The organism is Tardiphaga sp. P9-11 (genome assembly GCF_008329525.1).
Taxonomy (GTDB): Bacteria; Pseudomonadota; Alphaproteobacteria; order Rhizobiales; family Xanthobacteraceae; genus Tardiphaga.
On the sequence record NZ_NPKQ01000005.1, the window covers coordinates 107,761 to 126,597 of the forward strand.

Annotated in this window: 17 protein-coding genes; 3 read left to right on the plus strand and 14 right to left on the minus strand. The window is 61.9% G+C overall.

Features of this window, described 5'->3' with window-relative positions; translation table 11 throughout:
* Window positions 1-66 precede the first annotated feature (66 nt).
* Window positions 67-1,605: a class I adenylate-forming enzyme family protein gene (locus CIW50_RS18250; protein WP_149532632.1), complete on the plus strand. Its 1,539-nt coding sequence runs from the start codon at window positions 67-69 to the stop codon at window positions 1,603-1,605.
* Window positions 1,606-1,673: 68 nt separating this feature from the next.
* Here CIW50_RS18250 and CIW50_RS18255 read toward each other — a convergent pair whose 3' ends face one another.
* The 3 genes from CIW50_RS18255 to CIW50_RS18265 all read right to left on the minus strand — a co-directional run bounded on the left by CIW50_RS18255 (window position 1,674) and on the right by CIW50_RS18265 (window position 3,144).
* Complete coding sequence (locus tag CIW50_RS18255) at window positions 1,674-1,901, minus strand: SlyX family protein (RefSeq protein WP_149532633.1); 228 nt, start codon at window positions 1,899-1,901, stop codon at window positions 1,674-1,676.
* A complete protein-coding gene (gene trhO, locus CIW50_RS18260; protein WP_149532634.1) occupies window positions 1,894-2,691 on the minus strand; it encodes an oxygen-dependent tRNA uridine(34) hydroxylase TrhO in 798 nt (265 codons plus the stop codon). Before trhO ends, CIW50_RS18255 begins: the two co-directional genes overlap by 8 nt.
* A gap of 237 nt (window positions 2,692-2,928) precedes the next feature.
* Window positions 2,929-3,144 carry a CsbD family protein gene (locus tag CIW50_RS18265; protein ID WP_149532635.1) on the minus strand — a complete coding sequence of 72 codons (216 nt, stop codon included), beginning with the start codon at window positions 3,142-3,144 and terminating at the stop codon, window positions 2,929-2,931.
* A 165-nt stretch (window positions 3,145-3,309) separates the two neighbouring features.
* Here CIW50_RS18265 and CIW50_RS18270 point away from each other — a divergent pair, with 165 nt between their 5' ends.
* A complete protein-coding gene (locus tag CIW50_RS18270; protein ID WP_149532636.1) occupies window positions 3,310-3,852 on the plus strand; it encodes a cupin domain-containing protein in 543 nt (180 codons plus the stop codon).
* A gap of 45 nt (window positions 3,853-3,897) precedes the next feature.
* On the opposite strand, the gene CIW50_RS18275 is transcribed toward CIW50_RS18270, so the two are convergent.
* The 11 genes from CIW50_RS18275 to ygfZ all read right to left on the minus strand — a co-directional run bounded on the left by CIW50_RS18275 (window position 3,898) and on the right by ygfZ (window position 17,231).
* Window positions 3,898-5,235, minus strand: a complete 1,338-nt coding sequence (locus tag CIW50_RS18275) for an amidase (protein ID WP_149532637.1) — start codon at window positions 5,233-5,235, stop codon at window positions 3,898-3,900.
* A gap of 72 nt (window positions 5,236-5,307) precedes the next feature.
* Complete coding sequence (locus tag CIW50_RS18280) at window positions 5,308-6,276, minus strand: ABC transporter substrate-binding protein (RefSeq protein ID WP_149532638.1); 969 nt, start codon at window positions 6,274-6,276, stop codon at window positions 5,308-5,310.
* Between the two features lie 34 nt (window positions 6,277-6,310).
* A complete protein-coding gene (locus tag CIW50_RS18285; protein ID WP_149532639.1) occupies window positions 6,311-7,168 on the minus strand; it encodes an ABC transporter permease in 858 nt (285 codons plus the stop codon).
* Entirely contained in the window at window positions 7,165-7,947 is a 783-nt protein-coding gene (locus CIW50_RS18290) for an ABC transporter ATP-binding protein (protein ID WP_149532640.1), read from the minus strand. Before CIW50_RS18290 ends, CIW50_RS18285 begins: the two co-directional genes overlap by 4 nt.
* Window positions 7,948-8,145: 198 nt before the next feature.
* Window positions 8,146-9,837, minus strand: a complete 1,692-nt coding sequence (locus tag CIW50_RS18295) for a thiamine pyrophosphate-dependent enzyme (RefSeq protein WP_149532641.1) — start codon at window positions 9,835-9,837, stop codon at window positions 8,146-8,148.
* 184 nt (window positions 9,838-10,021) lie between these two features.
* On the minus strand, window positions 10,022-11,530 hold the full coding sequence (locus CIW50_RS18300; protein WP_149532642.1) for a flavin-containing monooxygenase: 1,509 nt from the start codon (window positions 11,528-11,530) through the stop codon (window positions 10,022-10,024).
* Window positions 11,531-11,674: 144 nt separating this feature from the next.
* Window positions 11,675-14,371, minus strand: a complete 2,697-nt coding sequence (locus CIW50_RS18305) for a DUF2339 domain-containing protein (RefSeq protein WP_149532643.1) — start codon at window positions 14,369-14,371, stop codon at window positions 11,675-11,677.
* Between the two features lie 126 nt (window positions 14,372-14,497).
* Window positions 14,498-15,004, minus strand: coding sequence for a tyrosine phosphatase family protein (locus tag CIW50_RS18310; protein WP_149532644.1), 507 nt, complete (start codon window positions 15,002-15,004; stop codon window positions 14,498-14,500).
* Between the two features lie 77 nt (window positions 15,005-15,081).
* Window positions 15,082-15,696 (minus strand): YfbR-like 5'-deoxynucleotidase, encoded by a 615-nt coding sequence (locus tag CIW50_RS18315; RefSeq protein ID WP_149532645.1) that lies wholly within the window; start codon window positions 15,694-15,696, stop codon window positions 15,082-15,084.
* A gap of 27 nt (window positions 15,697-15,723) precedes the next feature.
* Window positions 15,724-16,350: a DNA-3-methyladenine glycosylase I gene (locus CIW50_RS18320; RefSeq protein ID WP_149532646.1), complete on the minus strand. Its 627-nt coding sequence runs from the start codon at window positions 16,348-16,350 to the stop codon at window positions 15,724-15,726.
* Complete coding sequence (gene ygfZ, locus CIW50_RS18325; RefSeq protein WP_149532647.1) at window positions 16,347-17,231, minus strand: CAF17-like 4Fe-4S cluster assembly/insertion protein YgfZ; 885 nt, start codon at window positions 17,229-17,231, stop codon at window positions 16,347-16,349. Before ygfZ ends, CIW50_RS18320 begins: the two co-directional genes overlap by 4 nt.
* A 150-nt stretch (window positions 17,232-17,381) precedes the next feature.
* Between ygfZ and CIW50_RS18330 the strand changes: the two genes are divergently transcribed.
* Window positions 17,382-18,716 (plus strand): dihydroorotase, encoded by a 1,335-nt coding sequence (locus CIW50_RS18330; RefSeq protein WP_149532648.1) that lies wholly within the window; start codon window positions 17,382-17,384, stop codon window positions 18,714-18,716.
* Window positions 18,717-18,837 lie beyond the last annotated feature (121 nt).

Sequence of the window (18,837 nt, forward strand, 5' to 3'; positions counted from 1 at the left end):
CTGACCTCTCCTGGAGAGGGGAGGTCAAGCAAAGATAATCAAGTAAGAACAAAAACGAGGAAATACATGCCCGACTTCATCACCCTCGATGCACTGGTCCGTAACACCGCCGCGTCCAAGCCGACCAAGATCGCCGTGATCGATGCCGATCGCCAGATCGATTACGCGGCCTTCGATGCGCTGATCGATCGTATCGCTGCATCACTGCAGGCGAGCGGCCTCCAGCCGCGCGACGTAATCTCGATCTGCGCACTATCATCGATCGAATATGCCGCCGTGTTTCTTGGCGCGCTACGTGCCGGCGTCGCGGTCGCGCCGCTGGCGCCGTCATCGACGTCCGTAGATTTCGCCGCAATGGTGAAGGATGCCGCGGCAAAAATCCTGTTCATGGATGACGTGACAGCGGCGTCTTTTGCAGATGCTGCGATCGACCCATCGGTTCAACGCGTCGCGCTGGATGACGGCAAGGCGGGCAAGCCGTTCGCACAGTGGCTGGCGCCTGCAGGCGCGAAGCCTCAACCGGTGGCCATCGATCCGGAATGGGTCTTCAACATCATCTATTCCTCGGGCACTACGGGGACGCCGAAAGGCATCGTCCACACCAACCTCATGCGCTGGCGCCAGTATGGCCAGCTCGATCCGCTCGGCTATGGGCCGGATGCCGTCACCGTGCTGTCGACGCCGCTTTATTCCAACACCACGTTGGTCTGTTTCAATCCGACCCTCGCCGGTGGCGGGACGCTGGTACTGATGAAGAAATTCGATGCGCGTGGATTTCTGGAGCTCAGTGCCAAACATCGTGCGACCCATGCGATGCTGGTGCCGGTGCAGTATCGTCGCATCATGGGCGTTGAGGATTTTGACAGTTTCGATCTCAAATCCTTTGTGATGAAATTCTCTACCTCGGCGCCATTCGGCGGCACGCTGAAGGCCGACGTGCTGAAGCGCTGGCCGGGCGGGTTGACCGAGTATTATGGCATGACCGAAGGCGGCGGCACCTGCGTGTTGCTGGCGCATGAACACCCGACCAAGCTGCACACCGTCGGTCAGCCGGCGCCCGATCACGACATTCGCCTGATCGACGAGGATGGCAATTTCGTCGCCCAAGGCGAGATCGGCGAAGTGGTCGGACATTCACCGACCATCATGCATGGTTATCTCAACCAGCCCGGCAAGACGGCCGAAACATTCTGGCACGATGCATCAGGCAAGCGCTATGTCCGCACCGGCGATGTCGGTCGATTCGATGAGGAGGGGTTCCTCACGCTGATGGACCGCAAGAAGGACATGATCATCTCCGGCGGTTTCAACATCTATCCAAGCGATCTGGAAGCGGTGCTGGGCGCGCACGGCGACGTCGTCGAGGCCGCGGTCGTCGCGATGCCTTCGGAAGAGTGGGGCGAGACGCCGGTGGCTTTCGTAGTGCTGAAAGCGGGGGCTGCTGTCGATGCGGCGTCGCTGAAGGCCTGGACCAATGAGCGCGTCGGAAAATTCCAGCGTCTGAATGATGTCGTTCTGGCCGACGTACTGCCGCGAAGTGCCATAGGCAAGGTGCTGAAGCGGGAGTTACGGGATCGCAAGCTGGCGGCGGATTTGTCGGCTTAGCGTCTTCGTTTTTCCCACTCCCCTAGTGCAGCAAAGCTGCGCGCCGCGGGAGAGGGAAAAGGATGGGCTCAATAATGCGGTGGCGGCTCGTTGCGCGGTGCGCCTGAGTTGCTTTCGGCTTCCTGCAGCCGCTCGCCGAGCGAGCCGACCTGCCGCGTCAGCATGTCGATCTGTTTCCACTGGGCGGTGATCGTCGCATTCAGCGTCTCGATCGTGTCGTCCTGATAGGCGACACGAGTTTCGAGTGCGTCGATACGTTCGCGCAAGCCTGTCAGGTCTTTTGCGGTCTCACTCATCGGATGCGCTCTCCCGCAGCATCGCAAAATCTTCCGAATTGATCGGCAGGTCAGGCTTGATCGACTGGCTTTCGACGAGGCCATGACCGAGCGCGACGCGCTGGTCGAACACGAAGCATTCGCCGCGCCAGCGGGTCTCGGCCTCGGGGATCTCCTCGAGATATTTCAGGATGCCGCCTTTGAGATGATAGACGTCGGCGAAGCCGCGCGACAGCAGATAGGAACTCGCCTTCTCGCAGCGGATGCCACCGGTGCAGAACATCGCGATCTTGGTGTGCTTGGCGGGATCGAGCGTGCGCGCCACGAAATCCTTGAACTGGCCGAAGCTTGCGATCTCCGGATCGACCGCGCCCTCAAATGTGCCCATGGCCACTTCGAACGCATTGCGCGTGTCGAGCACCAGCGTGTTCTCGTCGGCGATCAGATCGTTCCAGTCGGCCGCGTCCACATACGTGCCAACCGTCCTGGTCGGGTCGGTCTGGGGATCGCCGAGGGTGACAATCTCTTTCTTCAGCCGCACCTTCATGTGGAGGAACGGCATCAGGCTGGCGCGGGAGAATTTCAGCTCGAGATGGTTCAGCCGGTTGCTGAACATCACGCCGGTCTCGAGTTCGCGCACCAGTGCATCGATGGCGGCATCGGTCCCGGCCACGGTGCCGTTGATGCCTTCCTCGGCCAGCAGGATCGAGCCTTTGATGCCGAGATTGACGCAGAATGCGCGCAGCGGCTCGCGCAATTGCCGGAAATCCGGCAGTGCGGCGAATTGATAGAGGGCGGCGACCTTGAACATGGCGGGGGTTTACCAGCCGGACCAGCGAGGGGGAAGTCCGGGAACTGGCCGAAATATCGTTGCATCAGGGCTTTGGGCCGGATGCTCGCCCTGTGCAGGTATTGACCTATGCCATTCGGGGCGGGTTGGCGTAACGATCCGACGGACAGTAAAAAAACCGGCCCCTCTTGGGACCGGCTTCTTTTGCAGCGTCACCTGCGACCGGCGGGGAGTCAAAACTCCGCCGGTTGGGATTGGTTAAAGTTTGCGGTTCACTAAATCCGACGCCTTGTCGGCGGCGTCCTTGGCGGCCTGCTTGGCATCGCCGACAGCCTTCTGCGCATGGCCCTTACCTTCCTGGATCAGGCCTTCGCCCTGCAGGCGATCCGAACCGACGGCTTCACCGACGCCCTGCTTGGCCTTGCCGATGGCTTCGTTTGCGGTTCCCTTGATCTTGTCTGCGGTGGCACCCATGGGATACTCCTGTCATGCTGCAGACGCAGTTCCGAGACCATTCTCGATACGCGCTGCTTGAGCTTCGCAGAGACAATTGCCAGCTCAATTGAATGTTCCTCACTCCCGGGGACGTGATGCCGCACGATGTGGCGTCATTTCCGCGGAACCCAAGAAGGCATTGAAATGTCCGGTCACGACCACGATCACACCCATCCGCATGATCATTCACACGACCACGATCACTCCCACGATCATGATTCGGATCGCTGGAAGCATGACGGCATTCGCGTCATTCCGGCCGACAACCTCGATACCAACGTACCCTCGACAAAGGGCATGGACCGCGCAGCCGCGATTAATTTCGCGCGCGTCGGTGCGCAGAAATTGTGGGCAGGCACCGTGTCGATCCAGCCGGATGCCAAGACCGGCGCGCATCATCACGGCCATCTCGAAAGCGTGATCTATGTGGTGAAGGGCAAGGCGCGGATGCGTTGGGGCGATCGCCTCCAGTTCACGGGAGAAGCAGGCCCGGGCGATTTCATCTTCGTGCCGCCTTACGTGCCGCATCAGGAAATCAACGCAAGCCGTGACGAAGTGCTGGAATGCGTGCTGGTGCGCAGCGACGGCGAGGCGGTCGCCATCAATATCGATATCGAGCCGGTCGAGAAGCCCGAGACCGTGCTCTGGGTCGATCCCACGCATCCCGACGGCGCGGTGAAGAAGTAAGTATTGAGCTGAAGCCCTTGCCTGAGACCGGGCGAGGGCTTCTTGCTATTTGATCTCCGGCAATCCCGGCGAAAACGCCAGTGCACTCTCGATCCATTTTGCCACGCGCAATGTGCGCAGGTCGTTCAGATAGGGGCCGACCACTTGCAGGCCGAGCGGCAGATGGTTCTTGCCGAACCCGGCCGGCAGCGACAGCGCGGGCACGCCGATCAGCGTCCATGGTGCGCAATATTCGGCGTCGCCAGTATAGCTCAGCCCTTCCGGTGCTTCGCCATAGGCCGGCAGTGTCAACACCGCATCATAGTTTGCCATCTGTGCAGTGAAATCCACACGCAGCTTCGTCTGCAAAGACTTGGCCTTGAGATAGGCTGCTGCGCTGATGGCGCTGCCAGTCTCGACCAGCTTCTTCAGATGATCGCTGGTCTTGTCGGGATAACGCGCGACAAGATCGCCGAAGATCACGGCACCCTCAGCGGCGAGAATGATGTTGATTGCATCCCAGTTGCTGCGATCCAATTCGGGCAGTTCAAGTTCTTCGATTATCGCGCCGGCTCCGCGCAGCCTGGTGACGGAGGCTTCGAACACCTGCTGCTGCTCGCTCTCCGCTTTGGCGAATTTGGCAAAGCGCACCACCGCGAGACGCGGCGACGGCAGCGGTGGCACGCCGCGTTCGACGGAGATCTCGAAGGCGGGCACCGGCGCGCCATGCAGATCGCTGTCACTGGTGCCTGCGATCAGTGACAGTGCATAGGCGATGTCATCGACCTTGCGTGCGAAGAAGCCGATGTGGTCGAGCGACTGGCTGAGATGATGCGCGCCGCTGCGTGGGATCGCGCCGAAGCTTGGCTTGAAGCCGACGACGCCGTTAAAGGCAGCGGGACGGATGATGGAGCCCAGCGTCTGCGTGCCAAGCGCCAGGGGCACGATGCCGGCAGCGACGGAGGCGGCCGAGCCCGAAGACGAGCCGCCCGGTGTGTGCTTGCTGTTCCATGGATTGGTGGTCGGGCCGGGGTGGCGCCAGGCGAATTCGGTGGAGACCGTCTTGCCGAAGATGGTGGCGCCGAGATTGCGCAATCGTTCGACCACCCAGGCGTCGGCTGATGGTACGTGATCGGCATAGACGGCCGAGCCGTTGGTTGTCGGCATGTCGGTGGTGGCGATGATGTCCTTGACGGCGACGGGGATGCCGGAGAGCGGCCCCGGTTTGCGCACGGTGTCGGTGGGGAGGACTTCGAAGGCCCTTAGCACCGGCTCGGCAGTCTTGGCCTGCGCGAGGCGCTCGGATGCGTAATGGTCTGCGGCGGAGGCGTTGCCCTTGAACAGCCGCAGCAGGTCCAGAACCCCCGCGCCAGATGTTGCGGTGCGCGCGGTTGCATTCGTCATGTCGTATCGTCCTGAACGTTTCTTCTGAAATCGCGAAAGGTGCGCAGCCGCCGGGCTGCGCACCTTTCGATGTTACTTCATCGCCAGTGCAGGCTCGATGTATTTCTTCACCACAAACTTGTCATAGTCCGGCTGTGCCGCGAGATTGCCGAGCGCGATCTGGGTGTCCATGGAGATCTTCAGCGAGGGTGCAGAAATATCGACGCTGTCCGGATAGACGCCGTCGGCGAGCATGCGTTTGACAGCAGATTCGATCACGGCCGGGTCCAACGTCGGGAACTCCTTCTGTGCGATCATGACGGTTTTGGCCGGATCTTTCTTCATGAAACGCATCGCCATTTCCATGCCGTTAGTCACGCGCTGCGCCAGATCCGGATTGACGTCATTGCGCGCTGTGACCGACGAGAACGCATAGGCGCCGTAGCTCTTCGGGAAGCCGTAAACCACCTTCATGCCCTTGGCGACGACCTGATCGAGGCCGGGTTCATACATCACGGCTACATCGGCCTGTTTGGCGAGAAACGGGCCGGGCTCACTGCCGATCGCAACAGGGATCATCTCGACGTCGGTCTTGCCGTCCATGCCGTTCTCTTTCAGCAGTTTCAGGAACAGCGAGGTGCTGGTGGTCGGCATGGTGCCGACGACCACCTTCTGGCCCTTCAGACTCTTGACGTCAGTGAACTTGAAGTCCGGCGAGGTCGCGATCCACACGGCGGCGCCGTTGACGACATTGGCGATGATGCCGACCGGCGCGCCCTTGGAGGCCGCAATGGCTGTCCATTCCGGCCCGTGGATCGAGAACTGCGCGCTGCCGGAGATCACCGCCGAGAGTGCGACGGTGGGCGAGCCCGCAGTTTCCTTGGTGAGGTCGAGGCCCTGTGCGGTGAAGAAGCCTTCGTTGATGGCGACATAAAGCGGCAGATACAGCATCGACTGGAAGGCCTGCGACAGCACGACCTTCTTGTTGTCAGCCATGGCCGGGGTGGCAAGCAGAACAGCAGCCAGCGCTGTGGCGCCGATGATACGCTTCAACAACGACATGCAACGTCTCCTTGAGTGCGAAGGGAAAGAGAAATCAAACCTGAACCTGATGCGAGGTGGTCGCCTGCTTCCAAGGCAGCAAGGTGCGCTCGATGATGTCGATGACGTAATAGAGCACGAAGCCGAGGATCATCAGCGTGAACAGCCCGACCCAGACCGAGTTGAGATCGTACAGGCTGGAGGCGAGGAAGATCATGTGGCCGAGGCCGCGCTGCGACGAGATGAATTCGCCGACTACGGCGCCCACCAGGCCGAAGCCGATATTGATGCGGAAAGTAGCGATGATCGATGGCAGCGTGGATGGCACGACAGCTTTCCAGAACACCTGATGCTTGTCGGCGCCCATGGAGATCATCAGCGACTGCAGATCGACGTCGGCGTCCTTTGCTGCCTGATAGGCCGCGATCAGTGCCACCAGCGCAGTGAGTGAAACCGCGAGTGCGATCTTCGAGATCAGGCCGGTGCCGAACCACAGCACCACGATGGGCGCCAGAGCGATTTTTGGCACTGAATTGATGGCGACGATGAAGGGCTCGACCAGTTTCGCGACGAACACCGAGTACCACAGCGCCAGGCCGAACAGCGATCCGAAGATAGTGCCGATGATGAAGCCCAGAATGGCTTCGAACAGCGTGTACCAGGAATCCGACAGCAGTTCGCCGCTCAGGATCAGCTTGTAGGAGGTGGCAAAGATGCCGGAAGGCGATCCCATCAGGAATGCGGAAATATAGCCGGCATGGACTCCGGCTTCCCACAGCGCGAAGAAGATGGCGACGCCAAGCAGCTGCAACATTGCGCGGCCGAGCGTGGTGTCGAAGGTGGAGCGCTTCTTGCGGGACTTGCGCGGAACGGCCTTCTTGCGCGCGGGCGCGCCGGACATCACGAGGCTCATGATGTTTTCTCCGTCTGGATATCGAGTTCGGCGCAAAGCGTCTTGAAATAGGTCGAGAACTTGACGTCGTTGCGCGCGGTGATGGGCGATGTCGCCTCGATGTCGATCTCGTGCACGACCTTCACCCGCGCCGGGCGGCCGGACAACACGACGACGCGCTTCGACAGAGCCACGGCTTCGTCGATGTCGTGAGTCACGAGGATGACTGTCTTGTTGTAGGTCTGGACGGCGTCCTTCAACACGCCTTCGAGGTACAGGCGCGTCTGGTAATCCAGCGCCGAGAAGGGCTCGTCGAGCAGCAGGATATCGGGATCCATGATCAGCGTACGGATCAGCGCGACACGCTGGCGCATGCCACCGGACAATGTCTTGGGATAGGCGTTCTCGAAGCCGGCGAGGCCGAACTGCTTGAGATACTCGCGCGCTTTCTCCTCGGCTTCCTTCTGGTCGACGCCGCGCGTCTCCAGCCCGAGGAGCACATTGCCCATCACCGTGCGCCACGGAAACAGCAGGTCCTTCTGCATCATGTAGCCGACGCGGCCACGCAGGCTTTCGATCTCCTCGCCGCGATAGGTGATGGTGCCGCCATCGGGCTCCAGCAAACCTGCGATGATGTTGAAGATCGTCGTCTTGCCGCAGCCACTGGGCCCGATGATGCTGACGAAATCGCTTTCGTTGATGGTGAAGGTGAGGTCGTCCAGCACGTTGAAGTCGCCGCCCTTGCCGGCAAACGACTTGCTGATGTTCTGGACGGTGAGCTGAATTTGTTTCGGCGGCATGATGCGGTTTCCTGGGTACCGCACATACGCAAGCTGCGTGCCACCTTTGGGGGCGAAAAAGCCTCAAGCAATCGCGCAGGTTTTCTGCTGATAGCTTGATGCTTGAAGTATTTTGCCCCGGCTTTGGGCAGGCTGGATTTATTCTCGGTGATAAATTGAGCAGGTGTGGCGAAGTGTATTTTTGGCGAACACTTTGCGTTAGCCGGTTACGGCCATCACTGCTTCCTTGATCTTCGCCAGCGCGTAATTGCCGACCATGGCGGCGTCCACATGCGGCAGGTTCGGGATCTCGTCAGCAGCGACCACGCAATCGATGATGGCGGGTCCGTCACAGGCCAGCGCGTCGGCGATGGCCTTCTTCAGATCACCCGGCTGCTTGGCCGTAAAGCCCTGCGCGCCGCAGGCACGCGCCAGTGCGGCGAAATCGGGATTGGGGAATTCGATGGCTTCGCGGAAGGGCGCCAGGCCGATGCTTTCGGCTTCCAGCGTGATCAGGCCGAGGGCGGAGTTGTTATAGACGATGACCTTGATGGGCAGCTTGTGTTGCACGGCAGTCATGAACTCGCCCATCAGCATGTTGAAGCCGCCGTCGCCGGTGAGCACGATCACCTGCTTGCTGCGATCGAGGATCTGCACGCCGTTGCCCTGGCCGACGGACGTGCCGACCGCGGCATTGTTGAACGAGCCGATGATGCGTTGGGTGCCGTTCTGGCGGATCCAGTTCGCCGACCACAGCGTGTTCAATCCTGTGTCGAACACGAAGATTGCATCGGGCCGTGCCAGATCGCTGGCGATGCGCGCGACGGCCTGCGGGTGGATCTTGTTCTTGCTGCGCGCGGGATCGGCTTGCTTGTCGAGCATCTCATCCCACTTCTTGCGGGCGTGACTGGTCGTCTCGAAGAACTTGCTGTCGGTTTTGGTCTGCACCTTGTCCAGCAGCATCTTCAATGCGGGGCGTGCTGAGCCGATGACGCCGAGGCTCGTCGGTGTGCGGCGGCCGAGGGCTTCGGCGCGCACGTCGATCTGAATGACATTACCTTTACGCGGCAGGAAGTTCGAATAAGGATAGTCGGTGCCGATCATCACCAGCAGGTCGCAATCATGCACGGTATTGTAGACGGCCTTGGTGCCGATCATGCCAAGACCGCCCATCCATCTGATGTCATCGAACGCCATGATCTCCTTGCCGCGCACCGAATGCACCAGCGGCGCCTTCAGCTTGTCGCTCAGGGCTCGCAGCAGTTCGGCGGTGCCAAGTGCACCATGGCCACACATGATCACGACGCTGCCGGCTTCATCGATGCGGCGTGCAGCTTCCTGAATCGCAGCATCGTTGGGCAGTATCTCGCCGCGCGGTACCAGCGTGGCAAGGCTCGCGGTTGCGCCTTCGGCTTTCGATGATAGCACATCGACGGGTAGGGTCAGATGCGCGACGCCCGGGCCGGCATAAGCGGTGGAGATCGCCTGATGGATCACACCGGGCGCCTGTGCCGCGGTGGTGATGGTCTGGGTGTAGAGCGCGACGTCGCGAAACAGCAGGTCCGGCTCGGTGGTCTGGAAGAAGTCGACGCCTTTGGCTGCCCGCGCCATTTCACCAGAGAGCGCTAGCACCGGGGCATGATCGCGCGCAGCCTCATAGAGGCCGGCGACGAGATGCGTGCTGCCGGGCCCCGTGGAGCCAGCACAAACGCCGAGCTTGCCGGTGAGCTTGGCCTGGCCTGCGGCGGCCAGCGCCGCGCCTTCCTCGTGCCGTACCCCGACCCATTCGATCTTGCTGCGCCGGACCGAGTCCGCCAAAGGATTAAGCGAGTCGGCGATCAAGCCGAAAATCTGCTGTACGCCAATCGTCTCAAGCACATGGACAATCTCATCCGCGACAGTTTTCGACATGGGGGCTCCGATTTCTTGAAATGGTTCGCCGCCGCGAAGCAGGCACGACGGCAATGCGTTCGGCGATCCCGACATGGGAACCGATCGATCGCATTGCGGCAATAACTGAACCGCGAAACGGTTTCATGATCGTCAATTAAGTTTGCGCAATGCTTGGACAAGTGCGCGATGTGTTGGACGTTTGTTACGTGTATCTGAAGATCGGGTCGTCATAGTCGATCGCCGGAAACACGTCCTTGTCGCTCCAGTAGTCCTGGTTGTGCTGCCACTCCTGCTTGTCGCCGCGCTTCGGCAGCAGGTGCATGCCGCGCATGATATACCCCGGGTTGAAGTCCTCGGGATCAATCCATGGCAGCAGCGGCATGTCGCTGTCCTCAGGCCGCAGCATCGGCCTCACCGTCGTCGCACCGGTCTCGTCCATATGTTTCAGCAGGCCGCAGACGAAATCGGCAACGAGATCGACGCGCAGCGTCCAGCTGGCGCGGAGATAACCGAAAATCCATACCAAATTTGGCACGCCGGTGAACATCATACCGCGATAGGTCACAGTGTCGGAGAAATTCAGCGGTGTGCCATCGGTGGAGAAGGCGATATCGCCGAGCACATTGAGGTCGAAGCCGGTGGCGGTGACGACCACATCGGCGTCGATCGTCTTGCCGGATTTCAGTGCGATGCCGCCCTCGGTAAAGGTCTCGATTTCGTCGGTGACTACGGTCGCCTTACCGGCCTTGATGCTCTGGAACAGGTCGCCATCCGGAATGAAGGCGATACGCTGCCGCCATGGCCGGTAGCGTGGCGTGAAATGTGTGGCGATGTCGTAGTCCTTGCCGAGATAGGCCTGCACGCCTTTCAGCAATTCCTCTTTCACCACCTCCGGTTCACTGTTCGTCCGCTTGGTGAAGGCCTGCTGATCGAACAGGATCTTGCGGCGGACGATCTCGTGGACCCATTCTTCGTCGACATCCAGCTCGCGCAGCGTCTCTGCCAGAGCATTGGCGTTGCGGCCGGTGATGAAGAAGGTCGGTGAGCGCTGTAGCATGGTGACTTCGGCGCATTTGTCGGCGATGGCCGGCACCAGAGTCGCCGCAGTCGCGCCAGAGCCGATCACCACGACTTTCTTGCCGGTGATGTCGAGGTCCTCCGGCCAGGTCTGTGGATGCACCATGCGGCCCTTGAACCGGTTCATGCCGGGCCATTGCGGCGTGTAGCCCTGACTGTGGTTGTAATAGCCCTGGCACATCCAGAGAAAACGTGTGGTGAAGTTCAGCGCCTCCCCGGTATCGTGACGGACGACCGTCAGCGTCCAGAGCTTGTCGTCATTCGACCAGTTGGCGGAGAGGATCTTGTGCTTGTAGCGGATATGCGCGCCGAGGCCGTTCTCGGCGATCACGTCACCCATATAGCGCAGGATTTCCGCAGCGGTGGCGATGGGCGCCGAGGTCCATGGCTTGAAGCGATAGCCGAACGTATGAAGGTCGCTGTCGGATCGGATGCCGGGATAGCGATGGGTATGCCACGTGCCGCCGAAACTGCCCTGCGTCTCTAGGACCAGAAAACGCGTATCCGGATTCTGCTTCGTCAGATGATAGGCGGCGCCGATGCCGGAAATGCCGGCGCCGACAATGATGACATCGACATGTTCGGCGGAGTTTGCGACGGACGAATCTGTGGCGATCTTTCCCTGGACGTTCATGGAGCTCCCGATCTTTTTTGGCTCTCGCGCTTGGTGCGCGGATGCTTTTATGCGGCGATCCCCGGTTTAAGGCCGGGGATCGCCGCGATCGGTATCATTGACGATCACAGGGAATGCGCAAGCGGGAATTGCGCCCGGTTGATGTTAGCTTTCCGCCGCCGGAGCCACTGTCGGTGCCTGCGCCTTGCGCCTGGAGAACAGGATGCGCTGATACAGCCAGCCGATGGCCACCAGCACGAGGCCGAGGCACATGAAAGACAGGGCGCGGTAGACGCCGGTGAGCGACGACATGTCGATTAGGAACGCTTTGAGGATCGTCAGTGCAATCACCACGGCAGAGGCGAGCCGGGCGCGCTGCGAGTTGAACAGGATGCCGATGCCGAGCAGCACGACGCCAAAGCCGAGCCACGCGATCGACAGCGTATATTGCTCGGCATCGGTGATCGAGGCGTTGTAGAAAATCGGCCCGTGATAGATGCGGCGGATTTCGAGCGTCACATACATCAAAGCCAGCACCAGCGCGCCACCGGCGATGGTGTTGCCATAGGCTGGTTTGCGACGGCCGGCGACGGCATAGGACAGCAGCAGGGCGAGCACCGCGGGCAGGGCATAGCCGAGCAGCAGCAGGTTGAAGATCACGCCGCCGACATCGATATGCCAGATGCCGGGATTGGTGATGAACAGCAACCCGCCGAGACTTGCGACGCCGGCGAACAGCGTCAGCAACCCGGCACTGACGCTGTGCACGATGCTGCGGCTCCGCTCCCACAGGCGTTCCAGTCCGATTGCCATGGCCAGCGCGACGCAGACCTGCAGCGCGACTTCGGTGAGGCTCGAGGAGGACCGATAGACATCGCCGCCATTCACGAAGTGGCGGATCTCCATGAAGGCCAGCAGTACCGTAAACAGGATGGCAGCAGATTCCACCATGCGCAGCGGTGCGTCATCGCCGCGGCGGCGCATCAGGATGCTGGCGGCCCAGAACGAGGCAGCCGGCACGCCGTAACCCCATAGCAGCCAGTTGAAGATCGGCGTGGTGCCGACGAGATCGCCGACCACGCGGGGCTCCCAGCCCATGCGGGCGACGACGATGCCGGCGAGGATCGCTGCGAGCCAGCGCAGGAACGGGATCGGCCGCTGCATGGAGATCCAGGCGGTGCCCAGTGCCATCAACGACAGCGCGATGGTGAGCCAGCCCTTCTCCAGTGCAAAGGTCAGCCCCAGCGCCAGCGCGCCGAGCGTGCCGGTGGCGTACAGCGCGGTGGAGATCGCGAGGCCCGGACGTGGCTCGCGCTTGCCAAGTAGTTCGGTGGCGGCCGCGGAGGCTGCGCCGATGATCACGGCGAGAATGGCGAAGGGGATCGAGCGATCGAGATGCGCGATGCGGGCATAGAGCGCGATCAGCAGCGCCAGCGGCGTGAACACCGCGGCGCCCGACCAGATCACCGGAATGACGGCATTGACGGAGCGGCCCTGGGCGAGAAAGCCGAGCACACCGAAGCCGATGGCGAAGAGCGCGGCGGATGCGAGATGCAGCGACACCGAGCTTTCCACAGGGCTGGCGCCGATACCGGCCAGCGGTCCGCCGGGCAGTACCAGCATGTCGAGATTGCCCTGGATGGCCCACTCCAGGAAGACCACGGCGACGAAGCCTGCGGCCACGGCAACAGCCACGGTGGCCGCTTGGGCATACCACGCGACGAACAGCGTGCCGGCGACGATGAGCGCAAAGGTCACCATGGCGATGTCGGCATGGAAGCTCGAGAGCACCACCAGCGTCGCGCTGAGCAGGCTCGCACTGAGGGCGCCCGACGAGATGCCTTCGATGCGGCCTTCTTCCGCCGGCGGGCCATACATGAAGCCGCAGACGACCAGCAGCGCGGCGAGGAGGAAGCCGGCCAAGACATGGAACGCATGGGGTGCGAGCGCCGGGGTGCCAACGTCGAGGCCTGGCAGGGTCCATAGCGTCGCGAAGGTGATGGTGGTCAGCGCCAGCCAGCGCCACAGCCGGATACGCGCGAGGCCGAAGGCGGCCGCCATGACGATGGCGAGATAGATATAGAGCGCCCAGTAATCCGGCTTGCCCGACGATACCAGCACCGGCGTCACGAACGCGGCAACGATACCGAGGCCCGCAAGCGCCGGGCCGTGCAGCAAGGCCGCAGCCATGGTGCACATGGCGACGATGCCGAGCAGGGCGAAGGCCGTGCCGGGGACGAGGAAGTTATAGAGCGCATAGGCTGCATAGACCGTGGCGAAGGCGACGGCAGTGCCGGCCGCCGTGAGGATCGCCGGAATATTGGCGATAGGCAGCGATGCGATTGCCGAGAGGCTTTCCTTGCGGCGCGCGAACTCGCCGACCCCAAGTAGCGCGAGTGCAAACAGGCCGCCGAGCAGCACGCGCACTTCGGGGCCGAGCAGGCCGGCCTCGATGGAATAGCGCACCATGAAGAAGCCGCCGAGTGCCAGCGTGAGGCCGCCGACCCAGACCACCCAGCGGGTGCCGATGCGTTCCTCGAAGCCGGGGCCAGCCGCAGGAGTTTCCACAGGCGCGGCGGGGTCGGGCGCAGTGTGAGCAGGGATATCCGGCTGGATCGAGGGGGCAGCTTCGCGGATCACCTCGGTTGGAGTCTCGGATACGGCAGGGGCAGATGCAATGTTCGGCGCGGTCGGTGTGAGGTCCGGCCTTGCGACGGCGGCCGGCGTTGCTGCCACGCGCGGCAGCGCCTCATAGGCGTCGACCCGGGCGCGCAGCACCTTTACTTCATTGCGCGCCTTGCGCGCGAAGATGAAGGCAACGATGGCAATCACCAGCGTGACGAAACCGAAATCATCGAACATCGACTATCAAACCTTCTGGAAACAGGACGCGCGCCAATCATGCCCCGGAACGGAGTCCGGGGACATGGCCACTCTATGTGTTGTCGTGGAGAACTTTAGTTCACGCGCCGCGTATAATTGCTGGAATTAATCCAGATCGAGGCGAAACGGCTTGCCGATCACGGTCAGATTGCCGGGGCCCATCTCGTCGAGCGCGCGGACCATGCGGCCGCCGCGGCCGAGCGCCTTGTCGGCGAGGGTCACGAGCAGGCGGTTGGGGGAGGCGATCGGCGAGGCCGCGCGGATGCGCAGCGCGATATCGCGCTCGTCGCGATCCGGATTGAGCATGCAGGCGGCGGCGAAGGCGCTGGCCGTCGAGCGCGAGATGCCGGCATAGCAGTGGATCACCAGCGGTGCGGTGCGGTCCCAGTCGCGGGCGAAGTCCAGCACCTGCGCGATGTGGCCCTCGTTCGGCGCGACAAAGCCGTCGATCGCCTCGGTGATGTCGTCGACCTGCACCCTGAGATGGTTGGCCTCCGAGATAGACGGCGGTCGCTGCACCTGCGCGACATTGGCCATGATGGTGAGCACGTGGCTCGCGGCCGTGTCCTTCACGGTGGGATGCAGATCGGCGAGCGAGCAGACGTGGATCATCGGGGGAGCCTTTTTGTTGAGCGTCGTTATAACGCTCCATTCTCTCCACGTCATGCCCGGGCATGACTGAGTTTAAATTACGCCAGCAGCGCCTCAAACCGCGCCAGAAACCGCTTCTCAGCCTTCCCCGCCGACCACGGCGTCAGGTAATCTTCCACCATGGCTTCCGAGAGGCCGGGGTCCTTGCCGAACAAACGCTTTGCCTCGGCTTCCTTGAAGCCTGCAAGGCATGTGGCTTCCAGATAGGCGGCGCCCATATCGGCGGCCTTGATCTGCTTGGTGATCCCCTCGACCAGGACTGGCGGCAGGCCGAAGCGGATGTGGATGGCGCCGAGCAGGCGATTCTCGATCACCTTGTAATCGCCGCCGATCACCGCTTTGAACGGCGAGATCATGTCGCCGATGACATATTCCGGCGCGTCATGCAGCAGGGCCGCGAGCCGTACGCGCTCGTCGGCGCGCGGCATCTGCTCGCGCAACACGGCTTCCACGAGAAGCGTGTGCTGTGCCACCGAGAAAATATGCGCGCCGTGGGTCTGCCCGTTCCAGCGCGCGACGCGCGCCAGCCCGTGGGCAATATCGGCAATTTCGATATCCAGCGGCGAGGGATCGAGCAGATCAAGCCGCCGGCCCGACAGCATGCGTTGCCAGGCGCGGGTGGTGACGTCAGTGGAGAATTTTGATTTGGCCATCGGTTCTTGGTCTTGAGTTTCTTGCTGCTACTTTGCCTTGAGGCGCGGCTTGCGCTTCAGGCCCATGCAGGCCTCGTGGCAAAAGCAGGTCACGAGATGATCGTTGACCATGCCTGTGGCCTCCATAAAGGCATAGACGATGGTCGGGCCGACGAATTTGAAGCCGCGCGCCTGCAGGTCTTTCGAGATCTTGGCCGATAGCGGTGTCGAGGCAGGCACGCTGCCATGGGCCTTGAAGTTGTTGACCAGCGGTTTGCCGTCGACGAAGTCCCACAGATATTTCGAGAAGCCGGCGCCTTCCTCCATGATCTTCAGATAGCCTTTGGCACTGAGGATCGCGCCTTCGATCTTGGCGCGGTTGCGCACGATGCCGGCATCGTTCATCAGCGCATGAACTTTTTTCTCGCTGTAGCGCGCGATCTTCTCCGGCTGGAAATCATCGAATGCTTTGCGAAAATTGTCGCGCTTGCGCAGGATGGTGATCCAGGAGAGGCCGGCTTGGAAGCCATCGAGGATCAGCTTTTCGTAGAGCGCGCGGTCGTCATATTCCGGCACGCCCCATTCGGTGTCGTGATAGGCGACATAGAATGGATCTTCACCCGGCCACGGGCAGCGCGTCTTGCCGTCAGCATGCGTGATCGCAGGTTTGCTCATGCGACATTTTTCTTCGTAGCCAGCGCGCGAACCGCAGCGGCGTCAGTGAGATGGATCGCGATATCTCCGGCCGTGAAAGCCGCACCGGCATCGAGCGCATCGGTGGCGCGGTCGGTGCGGATCATCGCGAGGCCACGGCCATCGGCAGACGAGCCCATGGTGCCGATCGGCTTGTCCGCAGCGCGGATTTCGGTGCCGGCGGCCGGCGCCGTGCCATCCAGCATGACGCCGACAATGCGCGTGCGCGCGGTGCCGCGATGCTGCATGCGGGAGACGACCTCCTGGCCGATGTAACAACCCTTGTCGAAATCGACGCCGCCGAGCTTGTCCATATTGGCCTCATGTGGAAATGCGTCGCCATAGGCAAAGTCGGCGCCGCCACGCGGCACGCCGAGCCTGATGCGATGCGCGTCATAGGCTGATGCATCGACCAGTTCGGCCCCAACCAGCGCAGCCGTCTTCGCGGCGAGATCCGCCGGCACGAGGATGCGGTAGCCGAGCGCAGTGTTGCGCGGATCGGCAAAGGTCAGGTCCGGCTTCATGCCGGGCTCGCCGTCCCACACCGCAAGCACGCCGAGCGCGTCGGAGAGATTCTCTACCGTCACCTTGGCGCGCAGCTTGTAGAAGCCGAGCTTGGTGGCCAGCGGTTGTGCCAGTTCGCGCGGGCAGTCGATCAGGAGCCCGCCGCCATGGCCGGCCGGCGCTTCGGCGATGAGGAAGTCGGCGATGATCTTGCCCTGCGGCGTCAGCAGTGCGCCGAACCGGGCGAGGCCAGGCGCCACCCCCTCGATCTCGGAGGTCACGAGGTTGTTGAGAAAACCGCGGGCGTCGTCGCCGGCGATTTTCACCACACCCCGATCGGGGAGAAACGCTGCTTTCATTGGGAAAATCTCGAAAAATCCAATAAACGAGCCAGGAAACAAGGGTGAATCACGGCTGGCGGATATGACAGCTAAAGTTAAGCCGCTAAGATGCCGACAACAAGGCCCGCGCTCATCCAGCGCGCCATTCACAGGCTGTGACGAGACCAGATGACCCAGACATTCGATACCATTTTGAAGAACGGCACCGTCGTCAATCAGGACGGCGAGGGCGTGCGCGACATCGGCATCCGCAATGGCCGAATCGCGGCCATCGGATCGCTCGGTGCGGCCTCGGCCGCTGAAGTAATCGACTGCAAGGGGCTGCACATCCTGCCCGGCGTGATCGACACCCAGGTGCATTTCCGCGAGCCGGGCCTCGAGCAGAAGGAAGACCTGGAGACCGGATCACGCAGCGCCGTGATGGGCGGCGTCACCGGCGTGTTCGAAATGCCGAATACCAATCCGCTGACCATCGACGAAGCCACCTTCACCGACAAGGTGAAGCGGGGTCATCATCGCATGCATTGCGATTATGCCTTCTTCATCGGTGGCACCCGCGAGAACGTGCAGGACCTGCCGGAGCTGGAACGCGCGCCCGGCTGCGCCGGCGTGAAAGTATTCATCGGCTCATCCACCGGCGCGCTGCTGGTCGAGGACGACGACAGCCTTCGCCGCATCTTCCAGGTCATCAAGCGCCGCGCCGCCTTCCATGCCGAGGACGAATATCGCCTCAATGAACGCAAGAACCTGCGCATCGAAGGCGACACCCGTTCGCACCCGGTGTGGCGCGACGAGACTGCGGCGTTGATGGCGACGCAGCGGCTGGTCAACCTTGCGCGCGAGACCGGCAAGCGCATTCATGTTCTGCATATCTCGACCAAAGAAGAAATCGACTACCTGCGCGACCACAAGGACGTCGCGTCCTGCGAAGCAACGCCGCATCACCTCACGCTTGTCGCGCCGGAATGCTATGAACGGCTGGGCACGCTGACGCAGATGAATCCGCCGGTACGCGATGCCAGCCACCGCGACGGCATCTGGAACGGTATCGCCCAGGGCATCATCGACGTGCTCGGCTCTGATCACGCGCCGCATACGCTCGAGGAAAAGCAGAAGGTCTATCCAGCCTCGCCCTCAGGCATGACCGGTGTGCAGACGCTGGTGCCGCTGATGCTGGATCATGTGAATGCGGGCCGCCTGTCGCTGGCGCGCTTCGTCGATCTGTCGAGCGCTGGTCCGGCGCGGCTTTACAACATCGCCATGAAGGGCCGCATTGCAGCCGGTTATGACGCCGATTTCACCATCGTGGACATGAAGCGCACAGAGACCATCACCAATGATTGGGTGGCCTCTAAAGCCGGCTGGACGCCCTATGACGGTGTGAAAGTCACCGGCTGGCCCGTCGGCACCTTCGTGCGCGGACGCAAGGTGATGTGGCAGGGCGAACTGGTCACGCCGTCGCAGGGCGAGACGGTGAAGTTCCTCGAGACGCTGAAGGCTTGATGAGAACACGCGGGGCGTAGCTCTGCCTGGCGCACCTAGCTCTCAATGTCATCACCCGCGAAAGCGGGTGATCCAGTATCCGAGATAGTCGAGTTTAATGACAGGTGGCGGTGTCTACTGG